This window comes from Fundidesulfovibrio terrae (assembly GCF_022808915.1).
Taxonomy (GTDB): domain Bacteria; phylum Desulfobacterota; class Desulfovibrionia; order Desulfovibrionales; family Desulfovibrionaceae; genus Fundidesulfovibrio; species Fundidesulfovibrio terrae.
Genome location: NZ_JAKZFS010000001.1, coordinates 1,357,817 through 1,382,646 on the forward strand (window position 1 = coordinate 1,357,817; position 24,830 = coordinate 1,382,646).

A 24,830-nucleotide genomic window follows, 5' to 3' on the forward strand; every position below is an offset into this window, starting at 1 on the left:
GGCCTTGCCTGACCTTTTGACTCTATGCAGGGGGGAAACCGGTGGTTTCCCCTCTTCGCGCATGAAGGAGCGTGCATGTCCAGCCTGTCCTGGCGCTTGATCGTCGTGGCGGTCGCCCTCGTTTTGGGCCTCGCTTTCACCTTGCCTTCCATCGAATCCGTGCGGCAGTCCCCCCTGGGGCATGTGCTCCCCGGCAACCAGGTCAGCCTCGGCCTGGACCTCAAGGGCGGCATCCACCTGACGCTCGGCGTCGACGTGGAGAAGGCCCTGTCCAACTCGCTGGCCCAGGCCGGGCAGGACGTCAAGTCCTTCGCCCAGGAGAAGGAGATGACCATCATCCGGCAGAACATGCCGGAGCCCAAACGCCTCGAGTTCGTCCTGGCCACCCCGGACAAGAAGGACGCCTTCGAGGAGTTGTTCAAGAAGCAGTTCTCCGGCATGCGGATCCTCAAATCCGAAGTGGTCGACGACGGCAAGATCAAGTATTCCTTAGCCTTCACCCCCGAGTACGCCAAGAACCTCGAGGGCCTCACCGTTGACCAGGCGGTCAAGACCATACGGAACCGCATCGACCAGTTCGGCGTGGCCGAGCCCGACATCCGCAAGCAGGCCGGGGACCGCATCCAGATCCAGCTGCCCGGCCTCAAGGATCCCGACCGGGCCATCGCCCTGGTGGGCAAGACCGCCCATCTGGAATTCAAGATCGTGGACGATTCGGTCGATCCCGCCAAGGTGGCCAAGGGTCTTCTGCCCCCGGGCCGCGAGATCATCATGGAACGCATCGCCGCCCCCAATGGCGAGTACACCGAGCGTCCCCTGGTGGTGAAGTCCGAGGCGGTCATGACCGGCGAACTCATCGCCGACGCCCGGGTCAACTTCGACCAGAACAACAACCAGCCCTACGTTGGCCTGACATTCACCTCGCGCGGCGCCAAGATTTTCGAGCGCGTCACCGGCGAGAACCTGAAGAAGCGCATGGCCATCATCCTGGACGGCAAGGCGTATTCCGCACCGGTCATCCAGGACAAGATCGCCGGCGGCAAGGCCACCATCACCGGCCGCTACTCCGAGACCGAAGCCCGCGACCTGGCCGTGGTGCTGCGCGCGGGCGCCCTGCCTGCCCCGGTCAACGTGCTCGAGCAGCGCACCGTGGGTCCCTCCCTCGGGCAGGAGTCCATCGACAACGGCGTGCTGAGCATCGGCGTGGCCTGCGGGGCCATCGCGCTCTTTATGCTGGTGTACTACGGCTTCTCGGGCGTGATCGCCAACGTGGCCCTGGTGTTCAACGTGGTGCTCATCATGGCCGGTCTGGCCATGTTCGGCGCGACCCTCACCCTGCCGGGCATCGCGGGCATCATCCTGACCATGGCCCTGTCGGTGGACGCCAACATCATCATCTTCGAGCGCATCCGCGAGGAGATCAGGCTCGGCCTGCCGTCGCGCGCTTCCATCAAGGAGGGCTTCACGCGCGGCTCGCTGACCATCCTGGACGCCAACGTGACCACGGCCATCGCGGCGCTGGTGCTCTACGAGTTCGGCACCGGCCCCATCCGGGGCTTCGCCGTAACCCTGCTGCTGGGCATCGTGGCCTCCATGTTCACGGCCATCTTCGTCAGCCACACCTTGATGGACATGTGGTTGCGCGGCAAAAGCGCCGAGGCGAGGCTGTCGATCTAGCTCGGTGGCCGTCCGGGTGCGTTCCCGGCCTTGCATCGGGCTCTGCCCTTTGAAATGCGGGTTCATCAGGGGCGCGGCCTAGGCCGCGCCCCTTTTTCATTTCCGGAACCGTCAACGCGGGGAGGATCTCATGCGTTTCGCGATGTTTGAACGGGACGGCCGCACCGGCATTGCTGTGAGCGACGGGAAGAGGCTCAACGGCCTGTGTTCGGACCATCCGGAGTATCCCGGCGACCTGGACGAGCTGCTGGCGCGTGGGGTCGACCTCCAGGCGGTCGGCAGGCGGCTTCAGGCCGCGCCCGTGGTGCGGCTCGCTTCGCCCGCGCTCTTGCCCCTGCTTCGCAGGCCCGGCAAGATCGTGTGCGTGGGCCTCAACTACACGGCGCATTCGGCCGAGACCGGCTACGAGGTCCCAGCCTACCCCACCCTGTTCGCCCGCTTCGCCTCCACCCTCATCGGCCACGAGGCGCCGCTGGTGATCCCCGCGGTATCGGACCAGCTCGACTATGAGGGCGAACTCGTGGCCGTGGTCGGCAAGGGCGGCAAGGCCATCCCCAAGGAGACGGCCCTGGACCATGTGGCGGGCTATTCCATATTCAACGACGCTTCCATCCGCGACTACCAGTTCAAGACCCCGCAGTGGACCATCGGCAAGAACTTCGACGGCACAGGCCCGTTCGGGCCGTATCTGGTCACGCCCGACGAGCTGCCGCCCGGCTGCAAGGGGCTCAGGCTGCAGACGCGCCTGAACGGCGCGGTCATGCAGGAGGCTTCCACCGACGATATGATGTTCGACGTGGCGTCGCTCGTGTCCATCCTGAGCGAAGCCATGACCCTCTCGCCGGGTGACATGATCGTCACCGGCACCCCCTCGGGTGTCGGATTCGCGCGCAAGCCCCCGGTGTTCATGAAGGAGGGCGACGTCTGCGAGATCGAGATCGACGGGGTGGGGGTGCTTCGCAACAGCGTGGTAAAACAGGGCGCATGACGGCTTGAGCCCTCGCCCGGTGACGCACGAAACAAGGCGCGGCCCTGACCGCGCCTTGTTTCGTTCCGCATCAGCGGACCGTGTACAGGAACCTCCCGCCCGTGCTACATGGGGCCCATTCCAGCGGCCGGATCGCCCGCCGCAGGGAAAGGAGGCCAACATGGTCACACGCCGCATCGCCAAGATATTCAAGAGCCGCCCCACGATAGAGGGCGCGGGGGTGCACCTCAAGCGGGCCTTCGGCTACTCGCAGGTGCCCGAGTTCGATCCGTTCCTGATGCTCGACGATTTCCATACCGCCAACCCGGCCGAGTACCTGCCGGGCTTCCCGTGGCACCCCCACCGGGGCATCGAGACCATCACCTACGTGCTGGAGGGCAGGGTGGAGCACGGGGACAGCATGGGCAACACGGGCGTCATTGGCGCGGGCGACGTGCAGTGGATGACCGCGGGCAGCGGCATCATCCACCAGGAGATGCCCAAGCAGACGCCAAGCGGCATGCTGTGGGGGTTCCAGTTCTGGGCCAACCTGCCGGCCCGGCAGAAGATGATGGACCCGCGCTACCGCGACGTGAAGGCCGCCTCCATCCCCGAGGCCGTGCTGGAATCGGGGGCGCGGGTGAAGGTCATCTGCGGGGAAGTGGCCGGAGTCCGGGGCCCGGTGCGCGACATCGTCATCGACCCGGAGCTCCTGGACGTCTCGGTTCCCACGGGCGGCATGTTCACCCACGCCGTGAAGGATGGGCACACCGCCGTGGCCTATGTCCTGGACGGGCGCGGCTACTTCGACACCCGTCGCGACGCCTTCGACGTGGAGATGGTGGGGGCCGGATGGCTCGATGTTGACCGGGATTGCCTGTGCGGCCCGGAGACCACGGTGCTCTATGAGCGAGAGGGCGCTCAGGTGGGGGTCACGGCCGTGGACTCCGTCCTGCGCTTCGTGCTCCTCACCGGCAAGCCCCTTGGCGAGCCCATCGCCTGGTACGGCCCCATCGTCATGAACACGCAGCAGGAGCTGCGCACGGCCTTCGAGGAGTACGCCAAGGGGACGTTCGTGAAGCATCCGTAGCCCGGTCCACATGAAAAGGGCGCGGCCCCCTCGCCTGGGGACAGCGCCCTTTTTGCGTCCAGCTTGGCCCGGCCGTCACTTGGCCGGAACGAGGTCCTTGTCGCAGGCGCACTTGCCCGCGGTCTGGCTCACGAAGTTGCAGGGGCAGGATTCTCCGCAGCCGCAGACGAATTTGCCCTTGGTGGGGAAGGTCTGTTCCGCGCCGTTGACCTTGATCACGGCGGTGTCGCCCTCGACCTTCATGACCATCGACTTGACCATGTCCTTGCCGCAGGGGCACTTGGCCGCCTGCTTGGACAGGGCCTGACAGGGGCAGTCCTTGCCGCAGGCGCAGGCGTAGACCTCCTCGCCCGCCTTGAGCATGATCTTCGGGTTTTCCGGGGTCACGGCCATGGCCGCGAAGGCCCAAGCCAGAACACACAAGGCGGTGAGAACGGCAGAATACTTTCGCATGTTGATCCCCCCGTTGCAGGTTGGCTGGCGGAGCAGGCCCACGCGCCGTGCGCGCGGGTGGCTGGGACAGACCAGCAAACCCCATCATAAACCAGCAAACGTGGCCGGAGTCAATGCACGACGCGCAGGAAGGCGCGCCTGGGGGGAGGGCACGTTTGGGCGGCGTCCCGGCCTCGATGTCGGCTGTCAGGCACCCGCGGCCTGCGGTGATGGCCGCGCCGGCGTGGTCAATTCACCCTGTAATGGCACCCCAGGCTTTTGGTGTTGCGCATGGCCGAGAGGGTGATGATGTAGGCCGCCTGGCAGCCGTGGAACAGGTCCACGATGGGCTTGGAGAGCGGCGTTTCCCGGTAGAAGTCGTGCAGGTGGACGTTCAGGTCCCGCAGGTCCTCGAAGGCGCGCTTGAGGCGCGACGCGGTGCGGTGGATGCCCACGTAGTTCCACATGGTGTGCTTTATGGTGGTCCAGTCCTGGCTGATGAGCGCGGGGTCCTCGTTGCGCTCCTGGCCGGGGGAGACCCAGTCCGGCACGGAATCGGCCAGCTTGCGGGTGATGGCGGGCTTGGACCCGAAGCGCGAGCCGATGTAGCTGCCCGCGCTCACGCCCCACACCAGGCATTCCAGGAGCGAGGTGGAGGCCATGCGGTTGGCCCCGTGCACGCCAGTGCAGCTGCACTCGCCCACGGCGTAGAGGCGGTCCACGGTGGTGCGTCCGTGCACGTCCACCAGCACGCCGCCGCAGGAGTAGTGCTCCGCCGGGACCACCGGAATGGGGTCGCTTGCGATGTTGATGCCGATCTCGGCGCACTTCTTGGCGATGCCCGGGAAGCGCCGGGCCACGTCGGGCACGAAGTTGGCCGCGTCCAGGTAGACGCAGTCCTCGCCGGACTTGAGCAGCTCCTCCATGATGGCCCGGGTGACGATGTCGCGCGGGGCAAGGTCGGCGCGCGAGTCGTAGCCGGCCATGAAGGCTTCGCCCTTGGAGTTCATGAGCCGCGCCCCCTCGCCGCGCATGGCCTCGGTGATGAGGAAGCGGCGCTCTGCCCGGTGGAACAGGGCCGTGGGATGGAACTGGATGAACTCCATGTTCATGAAGCGCGCGCCGCAGCGGTAGGCCATGGCCAGGGCCGAGCCCACGCAGGCCCGGGTGTTGGTGGTGTGCAGGTAGATCTGCCCCACGCCGCCGGTGGCCAGCACGGTGTAGTCGGACAGGATGGTCTCCACCACGCCCGAGACCTCGTTGAACACGTAGGCTCCCAGGCACTGGTTCACCAGGTGGTACTTGTATTCCAGCAGCGCCGCGTGGTGGTGCGAGGTGAGCACGTCCACGGCGGTGCGCCGGGTGAGCACCTTGATGTTGGGATGGTTTTCCACCGCCGCGACCATGTGGGCCATGATGGAATAGCCGGTGGAATCGGCGCAGTGGAGGATGCGCGCCAGGCTGTGCCCGCCCTCCTTGGTGAGGTGAAAATCGCCGTCCTCGGCGCGCTCGAAGGGCACCTTGAGCTTGTCGATGAGCAGGTTCTTGACCACCTCCGGCCCCTTGCGGGCCAGGAAGCGCACGGCCGTGACGTGGTTGTGCTTCCAGCCGCAGGTGAGGATGTCGCGCTCCAGGAGCTTGGGGCTGTCCTCGGGGCTGGTGTAGACGATGCCGCCCTGGGCCAGGGAGGAGTTGCCGTCGGTGAGCTTGTCCCCGGCGCACAGGAGCACCACTTCCAGGCCCTTGTCGGCCAGGGTGAGCGCCGCGGCGCATCCGGCGGATCCGGAGCCGATCACCAGCACCTGGGTCTTCATGCGGTAATGGAACATGACGCCCCTTCCTCCCTTCCTCGGGCTTTTATCTGGCCGCGTCCACCTCGGAAGCGTCCAGCAGCTCGCGCAGATGTTTCGGGTCCAGGGCCGCCAAGGCCCCGCGCTTGCCCGCGTTTATGAGAATTTCCGGCAGGGCGAAGATGCTCTTTTGCGCGTAAACCGGCAACTGCTTGCGCGTCCCGAAGGGGGAGATGCCTCCCACCTGGTAGCCGGTATGGCGGTTCGCCGCATCCGGCGAGCAGGGCGTCACCGTCTTCACCCCGAGCTGACGGGCCAGCTCCTTGAGGGACACCTCGTTGTCGCCGTGCATGAGCACCAGGAAGGGGCGCTTGGCCTCGTCCTCGAAAACCAGGGTCTTCACCACCACGTGTTCGTCCACGCCCAGTTCCTCGGCCGCGCGTTCCGTGCCGCCGTGGTCCACGTAGGAGTACAGACGGACCTCGAAGGGCACTTTCTTCTCCTTGAGAAATCGGGTGGCTCCGGTAGCCGGGATGGCTGCGGATTTACTCATCGTGGCTCACCTGGCGCACGCTTCCAGCATCCGGGTGAGGGCCAGCTTGGCCGGGTCCTTGAGGGCTTCGTCCACCTGCACGGTGGGGGCTTCGTCCAGGTCGGCCAGCAGCTTCGCCAGATTGGGCTCGGTCACCTTCTCCATGTTGGAGCAGGTGGAGTAGAGCAGCGGCCGCACATCCTTGACGCCCCGGTACTTGTCGGCCAGCCGGTTCACCAGGTTGAACTCCGTGCCCACGTAGATCACCGAACCCTCGGGGGCCTCGGCCACGAATTTGATGATGAACGACGTGGAGCCGCAGGCGTCGGCCAGGGCCACGGTGTTGGGGTGGCACTCGGGGTGCACTACAACCAGGCAGCCGGGCGATTCGGCTCGCGCCTTGCGGATGGTCTCAGGCTTGAATCGCGAATGGATGACGCATTGCCCGGGCCAGAGCAGGAGCTTCGCCCGGCGGGCCTTGTCCAGGTTGACCGCCCGGCCGTGCTCGCGCACGTCCACGATGTGGCGGTCCTCCTTGGGCAGGCCGATCCAGTCCGCCGCGTTGAAGCCCAGGCGGAAGTCCGGGAGAAAGAGCGTGTGCGGACCCTTGGCCAGCGCCCAGGTCAGCATGGTCTTGGCGTTGGCCGAGGTGCACACCGAGCCTCCACGCGAGCCCACCAGCGCCTTCACAGCCGCCGAGGAGTTCACATAGGTCAGCGGCGTCACGGAAAGCCCGCCCTCGGCCAGGGTGTCCAGCACCCGCTCGGCAAGCCAGGCCGGGGCCATGTCGGACATGACGCAGCGCGAGTTCATCTCCGGGATGAACACCTTCTGGCCGGGTTTGGCCAGGATGGCGGCGGTTTCGGCCATGAAGAACACGCCGCAGAACACGATGTATTCGGCGTCCAGGTCCGGGATGCGCCGCGACAGCTCCAGGGAGTCGCCCGTGTAGTCGGCGTGGCGAGCCACGGCGTCGGACATGTAGTGGTGCGCAAGGATCACCAGGCGCTTGCCGAGTTTCTGGCGCATGTCCTCGATGAATTGGTGCTCGCGGGTATTGGTCGTCATGGATGCCTCCGGTGGCCAGAGGGCTTCGCCCTCTGGACTCCCGTATTATGCGGAACGGTTTCTTGAGGACGGCGCGGGCCCGGAGGGGGCCGCAACACCTATCTGCATGCTGAAATCGGCGTAAGGCGCGGAATGGGTGACGCGCCCCACCGATATGAAATCCGCCCCGAGCGCGCCGAGTTCCGGCAGGGCCTCCAGGCTCACGCCGCCGCTCAGTTCGGTCTCGATGCCTTGGGGGATCATCGCCAGGGCTTCGCGCATCTGGTCCATGGTCATGTTGTCGAGCATGATGCGGTTGGGCCGAAGCTCCACGGCCTGGCGCACCTCGTTAAGGCTGCGGCATTCCACCTCGAGGGGGGGCGAGCCTTGTGGATAGGCGCGGCGCACGGCGGCCACGGCCTGGGGGATGCCTCCGGCCCGGTCGATGTGGTTGTCCTTGAGCATGAGCATCTCGGCCAGGGTGCGCCGGTGGTTCAGGCCGCCGCCCACGAGCACGGCGTACTTCTCCGGGTAACGCAGCCCCGGCAGGGTCTTTCGCGTGTCCAAAAGCTGCGTGCGCGAGCCCGAAAGAGCCGCGACGTAGCGGGCCGTCAGGTTGGCGATGCCCGAGAGGTGGCAGAGGAAGTTGAGGATAACCCGTTCGGCCTTGAGGAGCCCCACGGCCGGGCCGGTGAACAGGCCCACCAGCGTGCCCGCTGGGACCGCGTCCCCGTCCTTGGCCGGGTACTCGCATTCGGTCACGCCCAGGATGCCCATGCGGGCGAGCACCATGTCCGCGATGGGCAGGCCCGCCACCAGGGAGTCCTCCTTGGCGACGATGCGCGCGGCGAGCCGGTCGCCCCGGGCGAAGACCGCCTTGGCGGTCAGGTCTGGTCCGTCCTCTTCCAGGGCCAGGTCCACGGCCCGGATGAGGTAGTCGCGGGCGGGGCCGGTGAAGAAGTCGTCGAAGGTGGTCATGATGAAAGGGGCGGGTAGCATGAAAGAGAGTGCCAGGGAAGGGCGTAGAACGGCAAATGCAGGATTGATAACGGTTTCACAAACTGGTGCGGCAGTCCTTCTGCATCGTTGGTGCGGCTTTATGCGGTCCGGCGCCGGTGCGATGAGTATATTTTACTCATGCATCCGCGGCCGGAGGCGCGCTTATTCCTTCACGATGGGGCTGGCCTCCGGGTTGAACGGATTCGTCCTGACCGCCAGGTAGAACAGGTAGGGGTAGGACTCCTTGAGGTAGCGCACGTAGGCCAGCCACTGGCCGCTGATGTAGGAGTAGACCCGCGACAGGTCCCCGCCCAGGTGCTTGAGGTCGCTTGCGGGCAGGGTGGAGAGGTCCTCGGGGCGGCAGAGGATCTCGTCTCGCAGGTGGTAGATGGCCCGCAAAGTGTCGGAGAACGCCTCGTGCTCACCGATGCTGGGATTTTCCAGCAGGCGCAGCAGAAGGTCCGACTTCTCGCGCAGAAGCGCGCGCACGGCATGAAGGTCAACTTGCGAGGCGTCCAAAGTGAAGACGTGGGCGTCCAGCAGCTTGGCGGCCTTCTTGAAGCGCTTCCTGTCCCAGGAGGCGTTCACGTCCAGCCTGCCGTAGAGCCCGTCCCGGGCCGGGTCGGCGGGCACGATGCGGGAGAGCAGGTCCAGGCCCACGTCGGAGAAGAAGATCCCCCGGATCATGTTGCGCTTCTCGCGCTTGGCGCGCTCCTCCTTCACGGAAAAGACCGACTCGGCCACGGACTCCACCACGCCCACGAACGTGCCCACTCCCGCGAACACCAGGCATATGGCGATGAGCTTGCCGCCGGTGGTCCAGGGGTGGATGTCCCCGTAGCCCACGGTGCTCATGGTGATGATGGAGAAATAGAAGGAATCGAAGAGCCCCACGCCCTCCACGAGATGAAAGCCGAAGGTGCCCCCGGTCAATGCCAGGAGAAAGAGCGAACCGAAAATGTAGAGGCGGGAGGTGCGCATGGGGCTGATACCCGCGGGCCAGGCCGCGTCTACTCCTGGTGCTGGAAGGGGAACACGGTGACGAACGGATGCAGCTCGGGATGCACCACTCCGGCCTTTACCGCCGGGTCCTCGTCGAAGAACCGCCGGGCTTCCTCGTCGGAGTCCGCCCTGAACACCATGACGCCGTACGCACCGTCCGGGCAGACTCCCATGAGAACGATCCTGTCGCGGGCCGCCAGCCCTCGGCAATGGGCGGCATGCTCTTCCATGAGGGCCTTCTCCTCGGCGGTCATGGTCTTGACGAAGTCGTCGCGTTTGGCCTTGAAGAGCATCAGGTAGGTCTTTTGGTCCTGCATGTGGTCATCCTATTTCTTTTTGAGCCCTTTGAGCCGGGCGGCCAGCTTGGGCTCCTCGCCCTGGTCCTTGTCCTGGTAGAAGCGAAGCCCGGAGAGGCCCTCGGGGAGGTATTCCTGCTCCACCCAACTGCCCGGGTAGGCGTGGGGGTATTTGTAGCCCTCGCCGAAGCCCCACTGCCGCTGCAGCTTGGCCGAAGGGTTGCGCAGGTGCAGCGGCACCGGCCGCATGCCCTGGGTGGTCACTTCCTTGCGCGCGGCCAGGTAGGCGGCGTAGGTGGAATTGCTCTTGGGAGCCAGGGCCAGGTACACCGTGGTCTCGGCCAGGGGGATGAACCCCTCGGGCATGCCCACCATCTCCACGGCCTGCTGGCAGGCCACGGCCAGGGGCAGGGCGCGCGGGTCGGCCAGGCCGATGTCCTCGGAGGAGGACAGGATCAGCCTGCGGCACACGAAGCGCGGGTCCTCGCCGGATTCCAGCATGCAGGCCAGGTAGTACAGGGCCGCGTCCGGGTCCGAGCCCCGGATTGATTTGATGAAGGCCGAGACCAGCTCGTAGTGCTGGTCCGCGTCCCGGTCGCCGCGCATGACCTGCTCGGGCAGGTTGTGCTTGAGTTCCTTGGGGTCGCGTTTTTCCGGCGGCAGCTGGGCCGTGAATTCCAGCAGGTTCAGAAACGTCCTGGCGTCGCCGCCGGACATGAAGGACAAAATGTCCAGGCTCTCCTGGGGCAGGTCGAGCTTAAGGGCCTCCGTGCCGCGCCGCGCCACCAGCATCATCTCCCCGTGGGACAGCGCCCGCAGGCGCATGACGTGCAGGCGCGAGAGCAGCTGTTTGGTCACTGAGAAGGACGGATTCTCGGTGGTGGTTGCCAGCAGGGTGATGTCGCCGTTCTCCAGAAGCGGCAGGAAGAAGTCCTGCTGGGCCTTGGAGAAGCGGTGCAGCTCGTCCAGGATGAGGATTTCCTTGCCCTCGATGAGGGTGCGCAGGGTGGCCAGCCCCGCCTCCGGGGCGCTGACCCGGACGTACGGGCTGCCCTTGGTCTTGGCCAGGAGGATCGCCAGGGTGGACTTGCCGCACCCCGGCGGGCCGTAGAACAGGATGCTCGGCAGGCGCGGGGCCTTGAGCATGGTCGTGAGCCTGGAGATGACGTGGCCCTGGCCGGTGAATTCCTCGAAGGACTCCGGCCGGATAGCGTGGGCTAAAGGTGGCATGAACCAAATCTACGCTTTTGCATGACGGTTGTCACGTCCTGTTTGTCATTGCGGCCTGACTTGATCGCCACCCAGGCGTTTGGCTTCGAGCAGGGCCTGGTCCGCCTGGTCGAGAAGTTCGAAGGCCGAGACCGGATGTTCGGGGTCGTACTGGGCGTGGCCGATGCTCACGGTGACGCTCAGGGGCTTGTCCTCCACCCCCAGGCAGGATGCCCGGACGGATTCGAGGATGCGGCTCGCCACGATCCCGGCTTCCCGGCCGTCCGCCCCGGAGAGCAGCACGGTGAATTCGTCCCCGCCCATGCGCCCGATCAGGTCTTCCTCCCGCACGTGGGTCGTCACGGCCCCGGCCACGGCCTTGAGCACGGCGTCGCCGGTGGCGTGGCCGTGTTCGTCGTTGAAGGGCTTGAAGTTGTCCACGTCCAGGTAGAGCACGCAGTAGCTCTTGCCGTCGCGGGCGAGCCGGTCGGCGGCGGCCTCGAAGCGTTCGGTGAATCCCCGGCGGTTGAGCACGCCGGTCAGCTCGTCCAGGGTGGCCTCGGCCATGAGCCTGCGTTCGGTCTGGCGCCGCTCGGTGACGTCGTGCAAAAACATCAGGAACGCTCCGTGCCCGTCCCAGTCGATGCCCACCAGGTTGGCCTGCACGGTCATGGGATGGCCGGTGGCGGTGAGCGCCCTGAACTCGACGCTCTGGGGCTTGCCCGCGTGCTTGATGGCCGCGTAGGCCAGGGTCATGACCCGGTCACGGTCGCCCGGATGGACGAAGTCGGAGAAACTGGCCCGCTGCAGGTCGTCGTCGCTCAAGCCCGTCAACTCGAGCAATCGGGCGTTGTGCAGCAGGTAGAGGTCGTTCTGGATGACGGCGATGGGTTCGCTGGCGTTGACGATGAGCTGCCGGTAGCGCTTCTCGCTGCGCGCCAGGGAGATCTCGGCCTCCTTGCGGCGCTGGATCTCCTCCTGGGCGGTCTGGAGCTCCACACGCAGCTCGGAGAGCTCCTGCAGGATGGCGAACACCGGGCGATGGGGCATGTACACGCCCGCGATGCTGTTCTGCCAGCCCAGGTACGCCCACAGGATAGGCGCGGCGAAGCAGGAGATGATGAGCCGGCTCACCAGCGTGCCGCTCATGATGGAGACGTAGGAGCTCTCGCCCAGGAACGCGCCGGAGTTGAACAGGATGACGTCCAGCCACATCACGCCCAGAAGCGTCAGGAACGCCTTGGCCATCAGCGGCACGGAGCGCAACCTGCCGTGCAGGTATTCCCAGCACACGGCCAGGAAGAGCAGGTCCGCCAGGGTGGTGGCCACGCTGGCCAGATTGATGCGCAGGCTGGGTATGGGGACGTAGGCCAGGGGCTTGGTGCTGGAAAGGTGGGTCTGCATGTGCAGCACGAGCGATATGAGCGGCACCAGGGCCGAGACCCCCACCACAGTGAGGATGGCCACCCGCGTGGCCCGGGGGCCGTCGAACACGTAGACCACGAACACGCCGAGCAAAAGCGAGGTGTAGAAGACCGTGGAGCCAACCAGGAAGGTGACGTCCCCCAACTGCACCGCCACGCCCGCGTCCGTTATCCAGGACATGATGGCCGTAAGGCTGCCAAGCAGCGCGTAGAAGAAGGCCAGCCCGAAACGGTGGCGCAGGGAATGGGACCACAGCACGAGGCCGTAGACCGTGAAGGCTTCGGCGGCGAGAATCCAGGCTTTCATCGAGGTGTACTCACTCGTTTTCGGTGTTCGCCCCCCACCAGCTGAGTCCCAGGCACAGAAGGGCGGCCGTTTCCCAGCGCAGAGGCCTGGGCCCCAGGGTCACGGCGGTGAATCCGGCGTCCTGGAAGAGGGAGGCTTCGGCGCTGGTCAGCCCTCCTTCGGGGCCTAGAAGGAAAACACGCCGCCCCGGCGCGGTCAAGTCCCGCCGGGCGAGTCCTCGCCGGACGTCCGGCGATTCCCAGAGGAGCATCCGCGAGTCGAAATCCGCCGTGCGTTCAATGACCCCCGCCGCGCCGCCCTGGACCATCTCCAGCCGGGGCAGCCAGGAATTGCCGCACTGCTTGGCCCCGGCAACCATCTGGGCCAGCCAGGTGTCCTTGGGGGCCTTTGGCATGCCGCCCTGGCTGCGCGATGCCTCGAAGAACTGGATGCCCGTAGCGTTAAGCTCCACGGCCTTTTCCAGAAGCCAGCCGCGCCGCGTGGACTTGTTCCAGCCGAGCGCCAGCCAGGTCTCGTGGGTGGGGGCGGGGACGAAGGATTCGGATTCGAGGCAGAGCGTCACGCCGCCCTTGACCGATTCGACGGTGAAGAGACCCTCGCGGCCTTGGCCGTCGAAGCAGCGCACCCGCGCGCCGGGGCCCAGGCGCAGCACCTTGGCGAGATGGCGCGCCTCGTCGCCTTCCAGGCGGAAGGGGGGGGCCCAGGATTCGGGCGGGAGAAAGAAGGAGTCGAGTCTGGCCATGGGAGTGGGCGGGTTGAAAGTTGGGTCGGGGAGGGGAGCCTCCGGCGGCCAAAGGGCTCACGCCTTCTGGACTCCCTTATAGCTTCGCGGGGGGGCGGGGGGCCCCCGCGCCGGGACGCGGCGGCGCGATGCTCGTCCACCTGGACGAGCATCGGCGCGAAGCGAAAGGCCGGGGTCCGGGGGGAGGCTTCTCCCCCCGGCGGGTGCAGGGCAGAGCCCTGCTTCTTCTCTGTGTTCATGCGTCTCTCCTGCTGGGGAGAGGCACAAAACTACGCCAGCTTGGTCCTGGCCGTGGCGCCCTTGTAGAAGGGCAGTTCGGTCTTTTTCGCGGGCAGTTCCGCCTTGGCCGCCTTGACCACGAAGTCGGCCGAGTCGGCGGCGGAGGCTTTCACGAACGCCAGGGCGATGGAATGCCCCAGCGTGGGCGAGAACGATCCGCTGGTCACCACGCCCACTTCCTCGCCGCCGGGCAGGCAGACCTTGTCGTGGTGCCGCGCGCTGCGGCGTCCCTCGATGGAGAGGGCCACCAGCTTCTCGCGCACGGTGAAGACCTTGTCCTTGCCCACGTAGTCGGCGGTGGAGGTCAGCATGCCCTCGTATCCGGCCTCGACCGGGGTGTGCTTGGTGTCCAGGTCCTGCCCGTAGAGGGGGTAGCCCATCTCCAGGCGCAGGGTGTCGCGCGCGCCGAGCCCGGCCGGGATCACCTCGGGGTCGGCGGCCAGCTTCTCCCACAGGGCCTGGGCCTTTTCCGAGGGCAGGTAGAACTCGTAGCCCAGCTCCCCGGTGTAGCCGGTGCGGCTGACGATGATTTCCGCGCCCTCGAATGCGGCCTTCACGAAGCTGAAGTAGCCGAGCTTGGACCAGTCCCCGGGCAGCAGGCGGCACAGCACCTCATAGGACTTGGGGCCCTGCAGGTCGATCTTGGCAGTGGCGTCGGAGATGTTCTCGAAGGCGAGCGTACCGGGCAGGCGGGACTTGATGGCCGCGAAGTCGGAGTCGATGCAGGCTCCGTTCACCACCAGCATGAACTCGTCCTCGGCCAGGCGGTAGACGATGAGGTCGTCCAGCACGCCGGCCTCGGTGCTGAGCAGGAAGCCGTAGCGGCATTTGCCCGGGGCCAGGGTCTCCAGGTTCTGGGTGACGGCGCGGGCCAGGGCGTCCTTGGCTCCGGCGCCCTTGAGGCTGAACTCGCCCATGTGGCAGATGTCGAAGATGCAGGCCTTGGTGCGGCAGTGCTGGTGTTCGGCGATGATGCCGGAATATTGCACGGGCATTTCCCATCCGGCGAAGGGGACCATCTTGGCCCCGTTGGCCTTGTGCCAGCCATTGAGCGGCGTGATGAAGAGCTTTTCCACGAAACGTCTCCGCGGTTTTAGAGGGTGATGAGCGTTTGCGTCCGGGGCTGTTCCATGCGCAGCTTGCGGATGCGAGAGAACTCGTCGAAGAGCGACACGAGCCGCCCGTACATCTTCTTGATCTGCAGGCCGTACACGGACAGGTCGTCGTCCTTGCGGTTGACGAAGTTCTTGTGCAGGTAGCGATCCTGGAGGATGGTTTCGGTCATCTTGATGACCCGCTCCACCAGCTCATCGAAATAATTGACCATCTCGAACTTGAGATCGGCCACGATCTCCGTGAAGGAGGTCAGCATGGACAGGTAGGAGAGCTTCTGCCCCTTGACTTGGCGGTTGAGCAGGTCCTCCAGGGTCTTGAGCTTGCGAGCCTGCTGTATGTAGCTGTATTTGCTCCAGACTTCCTGGTGCAGCGAGCGCATGGGAGTGAAGCGCTCGTAGTTGTCGGGCGAGAGCAGGTAGCCGTCCAGCACCTTGACCACGTTGGCGTAGAAATCATCGGAATAGCTGATGATCCTGCGCTGGTGCTTGGTGAGCCAGCTGTGCAGGAACTTGAGGCGTTTGTCGTCGGACTCGGTGCCCTCCACGATCTCGTGGCGCTTGAACACGATGCGGCCGTGGTATTCCCCGCGCACGATGTCGTTTAGGCGCAGGAACATGGAGTACGAGTCCTTGATGATGTTGACCCCGGAGAGGACCTGGCCGGTGAGGGGGTGGATGACCTCCTGGCGCACCACGGACAGGGCGCGGTCCTGCCGGACGTTGTCGGGGTCGTACTTGTGCTGGTTGTAGATGACCCGCAGAAGGGCCACCCGGCGGTCGGGGTCCACGAAATAGCCGCCTTCGCGCAGGGTCTTCACGGTGTCGCGGAAGTGCTCGTGCACGCTCACCAGGGCCAGCTTCTCCACCCTGGGGTAGTGCTTGGCGTCGGGGTGGGAATAGATGGTGGTCAGGGTGCGGTCGGATTGGCCCAGCACGCGCACCATGAACTCCTCGCCGGAGCGGAAAAGGCGCCTGGCGAACATGGCCGACGAGGTGCGCCGCTCGCTGACGATGGGGAAGCCGTAGAGCTCCATGAGGAACTGGTACACGAACAGGCGGTTCACCTCGTACTTCTCGTCGTCGCCGGAGCTGAACTTGCCGATGCGCAGGCCGAACTGCTTGAGCTCCGTGTCGAGGTACGAGGGGAAGGAGGCGTACACCCCGGCCAGGTGGAACTTCCCGCGCGAGTTGTGGGCCAGCACGTGGGCGCGCTCCATGTGCAGGAGCGTGGGCAGAAGGTCCGGGTAGTTGTCCAGGGAGGTGATGTCCGAGGAGGAAAAACGCTGGCGGAACCGGTCCTGGCTCTGCTTGGGGATGCGCAGGGTCAGCGAGTTCAGGTTGTTCTGCCGGATGCGCTCGGTGAGGGCCGGGCTGGCCTTGCGCTGCTGGAGGGAGACGTCCTTGGGGGAGTGCAGGATGTCGTACTGGAAGATTTCCTGGAAGTAGGAGAGCTGCCTGGGCAGCACCACCATGGAAAAGCCCGGCAGCTCCTTGTATTCGAAGAGGTCCACCTCGAAGGAGGGCAGCAGTTCGCGGTTTTCCACCAGGGGATAGGACGGTGTCTCGAAATAGGGGCCAAGCAGGGCGTGCTTGGCGTGGACCAGGTCCAGGTACTCTTTGAGAGCCATGAGCCCGCCGTCCTTGAGCGCCCGGACGCGCCCGGCCAGGCCGTTGGGCCCGGCTTTGGAGAAGGCGTGTTCCCAGGTGAAGGACATGTGGCTGGCTCCGGATGAGACGTGCGTATTGTTCCCGGGCGGCGGCATCCGGTCCGGGCGTCCTGGCCGCTTTCCAAACAGGACGGTTTGGGCTACCAGAGTGACCGGGCGGATTGCCGGGCGGCGTCTGACGCACCTGGATTCCCGCCCCCAAAGTCCACAACCAAAAGATTATTTCCCCTGTTCTGTCAAGGTAGGAATCCCCTCGGAACAGGGGCTCCATGGAGTCCACGAGCATGAGCGACGTCTGCGCCAACCAGGCATCCGGCAACCCGGACTGCAATTGCACCTATCCCGGATGTCCGCGCCACGGGAACTGCTGCCAGTGCGTGAGGCACCACCGGGCCAAGGATCAGCTCCCCGCCTGCTACTTCTCCACCGAACAGGAAAAGAGCTACGACCGGTCCATCGCGTTCTTCATGTCTTGCCGCCAAGGATGACATGACCCGCTCGGACGTCTTCTCGCGGGTGTTGCAGCTGGTCTGCAACGTCTTCGACAGCTATTCCGCCGTGCTGTTCCTGCCCGCGCCCGGTGGCGACGGTTGTCGTCTGGCGGCCTCGTTCAGCCTGGGCGACGGTGTGCGCCAGGGCATGGCCCTGGCCCCCGGGCAGGGGCTTGCCGGCTGGATCGTGCGCGAGAAAAAACCTCTGCTCGTGAGCAATTTCGACCAGAAACGCGGCGTGCTCGGCTACTATTCCGGCAACGCCGAGAGCGAGATACGCGCCTTCCTCGGGGTGCCGCTGGAGGGCGTGGCCGGGGCGTTGTGCCTGGACTCCAAGAAGGTGCACAGCTTCGGCGACAAGGACCAGAAGATCCTGGCCGAATTCGCCCGGCTGGTCTCGGCCCTTTTCCTTGAGCGCGACTCTTTGGCCGAGGGCCACGCAGAAGCCCGGCTCTGCCAGTGCCTGCGCCAGCTGCCCGGCCTGCACCGCCGCCACCCCAAGTGGAACGCCTACCTGGACGAGCTTCTGGAGATTGTCTCGCGCGCCGTGGGTTTCAAGCACTGCTTCCTGGCGGTGCGCGACGACGCGGCCTGCGTGTTCACGGTGGAGGGGGTGAGCCAGGTGCTCTTCTCCCCGGCCCATCCGAGCCCCGGCAGCTTCCCCCTGGGCGGGGGCATGATCGGCTGGGTGTTCAAGAACGACGCCCCGGTCCTGGCCCAGGACGCCGACACTTCCGCGCTCAGGCTGTTCGGGGCCCAGGCCAGCTCCCCGGTGTTCAAGACGGTGATCTGCCAGCCGGTGCACTTCTCCAAGCGTACCCGGGCGGTACTGGTGATGGCCAGCCAGGAGCAGGCGGTGATCGGGGAAATCCACAAGGATTTCGCCGCCGCCGTGGCCGACCAGCTGGCCCTGTTCCTGGAAAATCTGCATCTTAAGGCAAGGCTGGCCCGGCGCAAGGCATAGACTTTTTTTCGGCCAGCTCGTAGACAGGATCGATTTTGACAAAAATCCAACCATAAATCCGAACGGGCCGCGCATGATATTCGACAGACTCTTCCGCTTTCTCGGCAAGGACCTGGCCATGGACCTGGGCACCGCCAACACCCTGCTCTACACCCCGGCCGAAGGCATCGTGCTCAACGAACCCTCGGTTGTGGCCATCGAAACGCGTAGCGGGCAGCTCGTGGCCGTGGGCAAGGAGGCCAAGGAGTTCCTGGGCCGCACCCCCGAGCGCATCCGGGCCATCCGCCCCATGAAGGACGGCGTCATCGCCGACTTCGAGATCACCAAGGAGATGATCGCCTTCTTCATCCGCAAGGTGATCACCGGTTTCAGGCTGGTGAAGCCCAAGATCGTCATCTGCGTGCCCACCGGCATCACCCAGGTGGAGAAGCGCGCGGTGATCGAGAGCGCCCTGCAGGCCGGAGCCCGCGAGGTGCGCCTGGTGGAGGAGCCCATGGCCGCGGCCATCGGCGCGGGCCTGCCCATCGAGGAGCCCGTGGGCAACATGGTGGTGGACATCGGCGGCGGCACCACGGAAGTGGCCGTGATCTCCCTTTCCGCCGTGGCCTACGCCGAGAGCGTGCGCGTGGCCGGTGACGAGCTCAACGAGGCCATCCAGCGCTACCTGCAGGACCAGTTCCAGCTGCTCATCGGCGAGAACATGGCCGAGCAGATCAAGATCAGGATCGGCAGCGCCGTGCCCCTGCCCGAACCCCTGACCATGGAAGTGGCTGGCAAGAACATGGTCACGGGCACTCCGGGCTCGGTGGAGATAAACGACGGCCACATCCGCGAGGCCATCAAGGACCCGGTCTCCATCATCGTCGGAGCCGTGCGCAAGGCCCTGGAGAAGACCCCGCCCGAGCTGGTCACTGACATCGCCTCGCGCGGGCTTCTGCTGGCGGGCGGCGGGTCGCTCCTGCGAGGCCTGGACAAGCTCATCGGCGACGAGACCCAGCTGCACGTCATGCTCGACGACGACCCGCTCACCACCGTGGTGCGCGGCACCGGCAAGACCATCGAACGCCGGGGCGACTACCACCAGGTGTTCATCAACTAGGTTTCCGCTCCGGCACGACACGGGCCGATCGGGAAAGGACGCGCGAGCCATGACCCTGGACTCCAAAGACCTGGCTGCATTGGCCGCGCAGGCCCGTCAGGCCGTGGCCGCCTCCGGGGAGATCATCCGCGAACACTGGGACCAGCCCAGCGACGTCACCCGCAAGGGCCGCATCGACCTGGTCACCCAGACCGATCTCGCGGTCGAGGCCGCCCTCAAACAGAGCCTGTCGCGCATCCTGCCGGAAGCGACCTTCCTGGCCGAGGAATCCGCCCAGAGCCTCGATCCGGGCGAGCTGACCTGGATCATCGACCCGGTGGACGGCACCACCAACTTCGCCCACCGCCTTCCCTTCGTGGCCACCTCCGTGGCTCTCTGGCACGGCGGCCGGAGCGTCCTCGGATTCGTGAACGCCCCTGTCATGGGAGAGATGTTCCACGCCGTGCGTGGCGGCGGGGCATACTTGAACGGCGCGCCCATCGGCGTGTCCAGTGTCGACGCCCTGGAGGACTCCCTCGTGGCCACCGGATTCCCCTACACCGTGCGCGAGGACATCCGGGGGCTCATGGCCGACCTGGAGAACATGCTCCTGCACACCCAGGGCGTGCGCAGGCCCGGGGCGGCCTCCATCGACTTGGCCTACACGGCGGCCGGACGCTTCGACGCCTTCTACGAGATAGGGCTCAAGCCCTGGGACACCGCCGCCGGGTGGCTCCTCGTGGAGGAGGCCGGGGGCCGGGTGAGCCGCTTCGATCCTCGCGAGCCCTACCATTTGCGCTCGCGCTCCATCCTCGCCTCCAACGGCCTGCTGCACGAACCCGTGGCGGGCCTGCTTGGCGAGATGCGTTGATTCCGGAAGGATTTCCTCCGCCAAGCTTGCCCCTGCATCGATTTTTCCGTTATCCTCCCCAGTAGGGCCGAAATCCGCGCCCACGGAGGAGCATGAGAACCCGCATCGCCATAGTCCTGACCCCCATCGTCCTGGTGGCCTTTCTCTGGGGGGTGGTGGCGTACTGGACCGTGACCGAGCGGGCGGCCATTCTGGCCGACGAAGAGGACGAGCTCGTCCAGCTGGACGCGGCCGTGGCCGAGAACGTGAACGGACTCTTCAGGCTGGTGGAACTGGCCCTGGTCTCGGCGCGGCACTGGATGGCCGCCCATCCGGACGAGGACCCCGCGAACTCGCCCGAGTTCATCGATCTGGTGGAAAGCTTCCGGCGAGTGTCCCGGGGGGAGATCGACATCCGGCTGGTCACCAAATCCGGGGACATTTGCTACGTTCCCCCCGGCAGCCAGGAACGTAAGGCCAGCGCCTCGGACCGGGACTACTTCCTGGCCCAGCAGGACCCGCGCACGCGCGGCCTGTACATAGCCGGGCCCGTGAAGAGCAGGGTTACCGGCAAATGGGGTCTGCCCATATCGATGCCGGTGGAAATGGCCGGAGGGGGCGTCTCGGTTGTGTTCGGGGCGGTCGATCTCGCGCATTTCATGTTCCTGCACGAGGCGCAGCGCCGCAAGCCCGGCGGCTCCATCCTGCTCATGCGCACGGACGGGGTGGTGCTGAGCCGGGTGCCCTTCAAGGAGGAACTCCTGGGGCGCTCCTTGGCTGATACGCCCGGGTACATCCTGCATATGGGCAGATTCGAGCGCGGCCTGTTCGTGAGCCAGGGAGTGCGGACGGACTGGACGGAACGCCTGGTCAGCTTCCAGAGGCTCGCGGGCTACCCGGTGGTGGTGGCCGTCACCTCGGGCATGGAGGACGTGCTGAAGCCCTGGGCCGCAAGCCTGCCCATGCGCTTCGGGATACTCTGCGTGGTCACCCTGGGCGTCTTCGCCATCGTCTGGAAGCTCAACCGGGCCATGGCCCTCTACGACGCCACCCGGAGGGAGCTGGAATTTCAGGCCACCACGGACGAGCTCACGGGGCTCGCCAACCGGCGCAGCTTCCTGGGCCGGGCAGCCCAGGAAGTGGAGCGGGCCAGGCGCTTCTCCCACGAGCTGAGCCTTCTGGTGATCGACATCGACCACTTCAAGTCCATCAACGACCGCTTCGGGCATGGGGCGGGCGATCTGGTGCTCCGGCACGTGGCCCAGGTGCTGCGGGGGGCGTGCAGGAACGCCGACGTCTGCGCAAGGCTTGGCGGCGAGGAGTTCGCCGTGCTGCTGGTGGAGACGGGGGGGCACGAAGGCGCGGAGGCGGCCCGGCGGTTGTGCGCCACGGTGCGGGAGGTGGGCTTTCGCGTTCCGGGGGGGGAGGTGAGCCTTTCGGTGAGCGTGGGGCTTTCCAGCCTGGGAGAGCGCAACCCGGATTTCGAGAAGATGTTCCGGGCGGCGGACGAGGCCCTCTACAGGGCCAAGAACGCCGGCCGCGACCGGGTGGTGGCGGACGTCTGAGCCCGCCCGCCGGTTGAGCCGCGAACGAACCGGCAGCCCGGCTCAGGGCTTGCCGAACAGGACGCCCGTCTCGTAGGCGTGCACCACCGTGGGCGAGATCAGTTCTCGGAAATCCAGGATCAGGGCCGCGAGTTCTTCCTCGCTCACGGCCAGCATCTCCCGGCCGGAGTGGCCGCGTTCCCCATGGGCCGGGTAGCGGAATACGGCCACGGCCTCGAAGCCGGTGTGTTCGCTTGGCGCGATGTCGCAGTGGCGGGTGAGCTGCCCTCCCAGGCCGGGGAATTCGGCGCCGGCCAGGCGGGACGCCGCGTCCAGTGCCGCTTCCTGGGGATGGACGTGGCCCCGGGCCGTGAGGTCCCAGCGCCCGGGGAAGACCTGGGATGTCTTGAACCGCCTGCCCAGCAGCAGCTTGCCCTGGCGGTCGAAAAAAAGTACCAGCGCCGCCCGGTGGGGCAGCGATTGGCGGTGGGCTTCCGAGGCGGGCATGACCGCCAGGGTGCGGCCCGAGGCGTCCACGACTTCCACCGGTTCGGATTCGCTCGGTGGGGTGTTTTTTTCCTGGTTCACGTCCAATGTCCTGAAATAATTACTATGGATAAATATTTGCTATGACCAGCCTGCCGGAAAATTCCGACGCCCCCCAGGGGGGCGACGACATGGAGCAGGATATGCCGCGTTCTTCAGGCTGGGCCGCGCTGAAACAGGCGGTTGCGTTTGTTCCGGGCATGCCGGCGGAACTGGGCAAGGCCGACATCCCGGCCCTGGTGGCCCTGGAGAAGCTCTGCTTTTCCGTCCCCTGGTCCGCCAAGCAGTACGAGACCGTGCTGGGCAATGAGCCCTTCCATCTTTTCGGCATCCGCGAAGGGGCCGGGCTGGTGGGCTACCTGACTCTCTACGCCGCGGCCTGGGAAATGGAAATCCTCAACATCGCCACCCATCCCGACCACCGCCGCCGGGGCCACGCCCAGCGCATGCTCTCCCACGTCTTGCATCTTTGCCGCGAAATGGGCATAAAACGCGGGTATTTGGAAGTGCGGCGGTCCAACATCCCGGCCCAGAGCCTCTACAGGAGCTTCGGCTTCGAGGAGGTCGGCGTGCGCAGGCGCTATTACCCCGACAACCGGGAAGACGCCATCATCATGCGCCTGGACCTCGACGTGTCCCAGGCCCAGCCGGACTAAACCCCGCCTTGCTTCCCGCGCCGGACGGCTCTGTCGTCGCGCGGATTCTTCGCTGTAGCCCGCGAGGGCAAGGGCGTGTATCGTCGCGCCCGATCCCGTATTCACACGAACGTCCCTTCGGCATCATCCGCAAGGATTAAGGAGCGTCCCCTATGCCCATGCGTTTCTTGGACGAGATGGATATCGATGGCAAGCGCCTCTTCGTCAGGGTGGACTATAACGTCCCCATGAAGGACGGGGCCATCACCGACGACACGCGCATCAAGGCGAGCCTCCCCACTCTGGAACTGGCCCTGTCCAAGGGCGCGTCGCTGGTTCTGTGCTCGCACCTGGGCAAGGCCAAGGGCGCGCCGGATCCCAAGTTCTCCCTGGCCCCGGCCGCCAAGAGGCTCTCGGAGCTTCTGGGCCGCCCAGTGGCCTTCGCCCCGGACTGCGTCGGCCCCGAGGTCCTGAAGATGGCCCAGGCGCTTAAGTCCGGTGAGGTGCTCCTGCTTGAGAACCTGCGCTTCCACGAGGGCGAGACCAAGGGCGACCCGGCCTTCGCCGCCGAGCTGGCCCGGCTTGGCGAAGTCTACGTCAACGACGCGTTTGGCACGGCCCATCGCCCCCACGCCTCGGTGTCGGGCGTGCCCGCCGTGATGGCGGCCTGCTGCGGCGGACTTTTGCTCAAGAAGGAATGGGAATTCCTGGGCAAGGCCCTGGAAAGCCCGGTGCGCCCCTACGTGGCCGCCACCGGCGGGGCCAAGGTGTCCTCCAAGCTCGGGGTGCTCAGGCACCTGCTCTCCAAGGTGGACAGCCTGATCATCGGCGGGGCCATGGCCAATACCTTCCTCAAGGCCCAGGGCCTGGGGATGGGCGCCTCCCTAGTGGAGGACGACCTTCTGGATGAGGCCCGCGCCATCCTGGCCGAGGCCGCCGAGAAGGGCGTGCGCATCGCCCTGCCGGTGGATTTCGTCATAAGCCGCGACGCCGGGAAGCCCCTGGGCGAGATGACGGCGGCCGGCGTGGTGGACGCCAAGTCCGTGCCTGCGGATGCCTCGGCCATGGACGTGGGGCCGGCCACCGTGGAATTTTTCGCGGGCGTGCTGGCCCCGGCCAAGACCGTGGTCTGGAACGGCCCCATGGGCGCCTTCGAGAACCCTGCCTTCGCCGAGGGCACCATGGGCGTGGCCCGGATACTGGCCGGGCTGGACGCCGTGACGGTCATCGGCGGCGGCGACACCATCGCCGCGGTGGGACTCTCCGGACTGGAGGACAAGATGACCTTCATCTCCACCGGCGGCGGCGCGTCCCTGGAATTCATGGAAGGCAAGGAACTGCCCGCCTTCAAAGCCCTGAGGGAGTACGGCAAATGAAAAAGCTCATGGCCGCCAACTGGAAGATGTACAAGCTGCACAGCGAGGCCAAGGACACGGCCGAGGCCCTGGTGAAGGCCCTCAAGGGGGCCGCCCCGGAAGATCGCGAGGTGCTGATCATCCCGCCCTTCACGGCGCTTCGCTCCGTGCGCAAGGCCATCAAGAAGGTCCCCGGGTTCGCCCTGGGAGGGCAGAACTTCTTCCCCTCCATGCAGGGGGCCTATACCGGCGAGATCGCCCCGGACATGCTTGTGGACATGGGCTGCTCCTACGCTCTGGCCGGGCACTCGGAGCGCCGCCACATCATGGGCGAATCCGACGAGTTCGTGGGCAAGAAGGTGGCCTTCGGCCTGGAACGCGGCCTGTCCATGATCTTGTGCGTGGGCGAAACCATCGACGAACGCAAGGAAGGAAAACTTGCCGAGGTGGTGCGCCGCCAGATGCTGGAGGGCCTGGCCGGTGTTCCCGCCGACGTGGTCCCGGAGCGCCTGACCGTGGCCTACGAGCCCGTGTGGGCCATCGGCACCGGGCTTACCGCGGGCCCCAGGGAGGTCCTGGACGCGCACGCCCTGGTGCGCTCCATATTGCAGGAGAAATTCGGCCAGAAGGCCTTCGAGATGCGCATCCAGTACGGCGGTTCCGTGAAGCCTGAAAACGCTTCCGAGATTTTGTCGCTTGACAATGTCGACGGAGTGTTGGTAGGTGGCTCCTCCTTGAGCGCGGACAGCTTCTCGAAGATTGTCACGGCATAAGGCCAAAGCGCCCCGAGAG

General features: G+C 66.0%; 24 protein-coding genes. 11 read left to right on the forward strand and 13 right to left on the reverse strand.

Translation table 11 applies throughout. From position 1 onward, the window contains the following. Window positions 1–75: 75 nt before the first annotated feature. The 3 genes from secD (at window position 76) to ML540_RS06330 (ending at window position 3,734) form a co-directional block, all read left to right on the forward strand. Window positions 76–1,677, forward strand: a complete 1,602-nt coding sequence (gene secD / locus ML540_RS06320) for a protein translocase subunit SecD (protein WP_243359416.1) — start codon at window positions 76–78, stop codon at window positions 1,675–1,677. A 130-nt stretch (window positions 1,678–1,807) separates the two neighbouring features. Further along, entirely contained in the window at window positions 1,808–2,665 is an 858-nt protein-coding gene (locus ML540_RS06325; RefSeq protein WP_243359417.1) for a fumarylacetoacetate hydrolase family protein, read from the forward strand. Between the two features lie 160 nt (window positions 2,666–2,825). Further along, window positions 2,826–3,734 carry a pirin family protein gene (locus tag ML540_RS06330; protein WP_243359418.1) on the forward strand — a complete coding sequence of 303 codons (909 nt, stop codon included), beginning with the start codon at window positions 2,826–2,828 and terminating at the stop codon, window positions 3,732–3,734. Between the two features lie 75 nt (window positions 3,735–3,809). Here the strand turns inward: ML540_RS06330 and ML540_RS06335 are convergent, their stop codons facing one another. The 12 genes from ML540_RS06335 to ML540_RS06390 form a co-directional block, all read right to left on the reverse strand. Further along, complete coding sequence (locus tag ML540_RS06335; RefSeq protein WP_243359420.1) at window positions 3,810–4,187, reverse strand: hypothetical protein; 378 nt, start codon at window positions 4,185–4,187, stop codon at window positions 3,810–3,812. A gap of 227 nt (window positions 4,188–4,414) precedes the next feature. Beyond that, the gene (gene nadB / locus ML540_RS06340) at window positions 4,415–5,995 is read right to left on the reverse strand and encodes an L-aspartate oxidase (protein WP_243359422.1); all 1,581 of its coding nucleotides are present in this window, start codon (window positions 5,993–5,995) and stop codon (window positions 4,415–4,417) included. Window positions 5,996–6,023: 28 nt separating this feature from the next. After that, a complete protein-coding gene (locus ML540_RS06345) occupies window positions 6,024–6,509 on the reverse strand; it encodes an aminoacyl-tRNA deacylase (protein ID WP_243359424.1) in 486 nt (161 codons plus the stop codon). Window positions 6,510–6,515: 6 nt separating this feature from the next. Next, window positions 6,516–7,556: a quinolinate synthase NadA gene (gene nadA, locus ML540_RS06350; protein ID WP_243359426.1), complete on the reverse strand. Its 1,041-nt coding sequence runs from the start codon at window positions 7,554–7,556 to the stop codon at window positions 6,516–6,518. A 45-nt stretch (window positions 7,557–7,601) separates the two neighbouring features. Next, window positions 7,602–8,534: a carboxylating nicotinate-nucleotide diphosphorylase gene (gene nadC, locus ML540_RS06355; protein ID WP_243359428.1), complete on the reverse strand. Its 933-nt coding sequence runs from the start codon at window positions 8,532–8,534 to the stop codon at window positions 7,602–7,604. Between the two features lie 162 nt (window positions 8,535–8,696). Beyond that, window positions 8,697–9,515 carry a potassium channel family protein gene (locus tag ML540_RS06360; RefSeq protein ID WP_243359430.1) on the reverse strand — a complete coding sequence of 273 codons (819 nt, stop codon included), beginning with the start codon at window positions 9,513–9,515 and terminating at the stop codon, window positions 8,697–8,699. A 29-nt stretch (window positions 9,516–9,544) separates the two neighbouring features. Next, entirely contained in the window at window positions 9,545–9,853 is a 309-nt protein-coding gene (locus tag ML540_RS06365; protein WP_243359431.1) for a YciI family protein, read from the reverse strand. Between the two features lie 9 nt (window positions 9,854–9,862). Next, window positions 9,863–11,062: a replication-associated recombination protein A gene (locus ML540_RS06370; RefSeq protein ID WP_243359432.1), complete on the reverse strand. Its 1,200-nt coding sequence runs from the start codon at window positions 11,060–11,062 to the stop codon at window positions 9,863–9,865. A gap of 45 nt (window positions 11,063–11,107) precedes the next feature. Then, complete coding sequence (locus ML540_RS06375) at window positions 11,108–12,772, reverse strand: diguanylate cyclase (RefSeq protein ID WP_243359433.1); 1,665 nt, start codon at window positions 12,770–12,772, stop codon at window positions 11,108–11,110. 10 nt (window positions 12,773–12,782) lie between these two features. Next, window positions 12,783–13,514, reverse strand: coding sequence for a 16S rRNA (uracil(1498)-N(3))-methyltransferase (locus ML540_RS06380; protein WP_243359434.1), 732 nt, complete (start codon window positions 13,512–13,514; stop codon window positions 12,783–12,785). A 269-nt stretch (window positions 13,515–13,783) separates the two neighbouring features. Then, window positions 13,784–14,869 carry a glycine cleavage system aminomethyltransferase GcvT gene (gene gcvT / locus ML540_RS06385; RefSeq protein ID WP_243359435.1) on the reverse strand — a complete coding sequence of 362 codons (1,086 nt, stop codon included), beginning with the start codon at window positions 14,867–14,869 and terminating at the stop codon, window positions 13,784–13,786. 17 nt (window positions 14,870–14,886) lie between these two features. Next, on the reverse strand, window positions 14,887–16,623 hold the full coding sequence (locus tag ML540_RS06390) for a hypothetical protein (RefSeq protein ID WP_243359436.1): 1,737 nt from the start codon (window positions 16,621–16,623) through the stop codon (window positions 14,887–14,889). Window positions 16,624–16,859: 236 nt separating this feature from the next. Here ML540_RS06390 and ML540_RS06395 point away from each other — a divergent pair, with 236 nt between their 5' ends. The 5 genes from ML540_RS06395 (at window position 16,860) to ML540_RS06415 (ending at window position 21,523) form a co-directional block, all read left to right on the forward strand. Continuing rightward, a complete protein-coding gene (locus ML540_RS06395; RefSeq protein ID WP_243359437.1) occupies window positions 16,860–17,063 on the forward strand; it encodes a DUF6485 family protein in 204 nt (67 codons plus the stop codon). A 1-nt stretch (window position 17,064) separates the two neighbouring features. Beyond that, entirely contained in the window at window positions 17,065–18,030 is a 966-nt protein-coding gene (locus tag ML540_RS06400) for a GAF domain-containing protein (RefSeq protein ID WP_243359438.1), read from the forward strand. Between the two features lie 73 nt (window positions 18,031–18,103). Next, a complete protein-coding gene (gene mreB / locus ML540_RS06405) occupies window positions 18,104–19,129 on the forward strand; it encodes a rod shape-determining protein (RefSeq protein WP_243359439.1) in 1,026 nt (341 codons plus the stop codon). A 55-nt stretch (window positions 19,130–19,184) separates the two neighbouring features. Further along, window positions 19,185–19,979 (forward strand): inositol monophosphatase family protein, encoded by a 795-nt coding sequence (locus ML540_RS06410; protein ID WP_423747884.1) that lies wholly within the window; start codon window positions 19,185–19,187, stop codon window positions 19,977–19,979. 92 nt (window positions 19,980–20,071) lie between these two features. Continuing rightward, window positions 20,072–21,523 carry a sensor domain-containing diguanylate cyclase gene (locus ML540_RS06415; protein WP_243359441.1) on the forward strand — a complete coding sequence of 484 codons (1,452 nt, stop codon included), beginning with the start codon at window positions 20,072–20,074 and terminating at the stop codon, window positions 21,521–21,523. Window positions 21,524–21,565: 42 nt separating this feature from the next. Here ML540_RS06415 and ML540_RS06420 read toward each other — a convergent pair whose 3' ends face one another. Beyond that, window positions 21,566–22,090, reverse strand: a complete 525-nt coding sequence (locus ML540_RS06420) for an NUDIX domain-containing protein (protein ID WP_243359442.1) — start codon at window positions 22,088–22,090, stop codon at window positions 21,566–21,568. A gap of 41 nt (window positions 22,091–22,131) precedes the next feature. On the opposite strand from ML540_RS06420, the gene rimI reads away from it, so the two are divergent. The 3 genes from rimI to tpiA all read left to right on the forward strand — a co-directional run bounded on the left by rimI (window position 22,132) and on the right by tpiA (window position 24,811). Beyond that, window positions 22,132–22,704, forward strand: coding sequence for a ribosomal protein S18-alanine N-acetyltransferase (rimI, locus tag ML540_RS06425; RefSeq protein WP_243359444.1), 573 nt, complete (start codon window positions 22,132–22,134; stop codon window positions 22,702–22,704). A 152-nt stretch (window positions 22,705–22,856) separates the two neighbouring features. Further along, complete coding sequence (locus ML540_RS06430; RefSeq protein WP_243359446.1) at window positions 22,857–24,059, forward strand: phosphoglycerate kinase; 1,203 nt, start codon at window positions 22,857–22,859, stop codon at window positions 24,057–24,059. Continuing rightward, on the forward strand, window positions 24,056–24,811 hold the full coding sequence (gene tpiA / locus ML540_RS06435; RefSeq protein ID WP_243359447.1) for a triose-phosphate isomerase: 756 nt from the start codon (window positions 24,056–24,058) through the stop codon (window positions 24,809–24,811). The genes ML540_RS06430 and tpiA overlap by 4 nt, the downstream gene beginning before the upstream one ends. The last annotated feature ends 19 nt before the right edge of the window (window positions 24,812–24,830 follow it).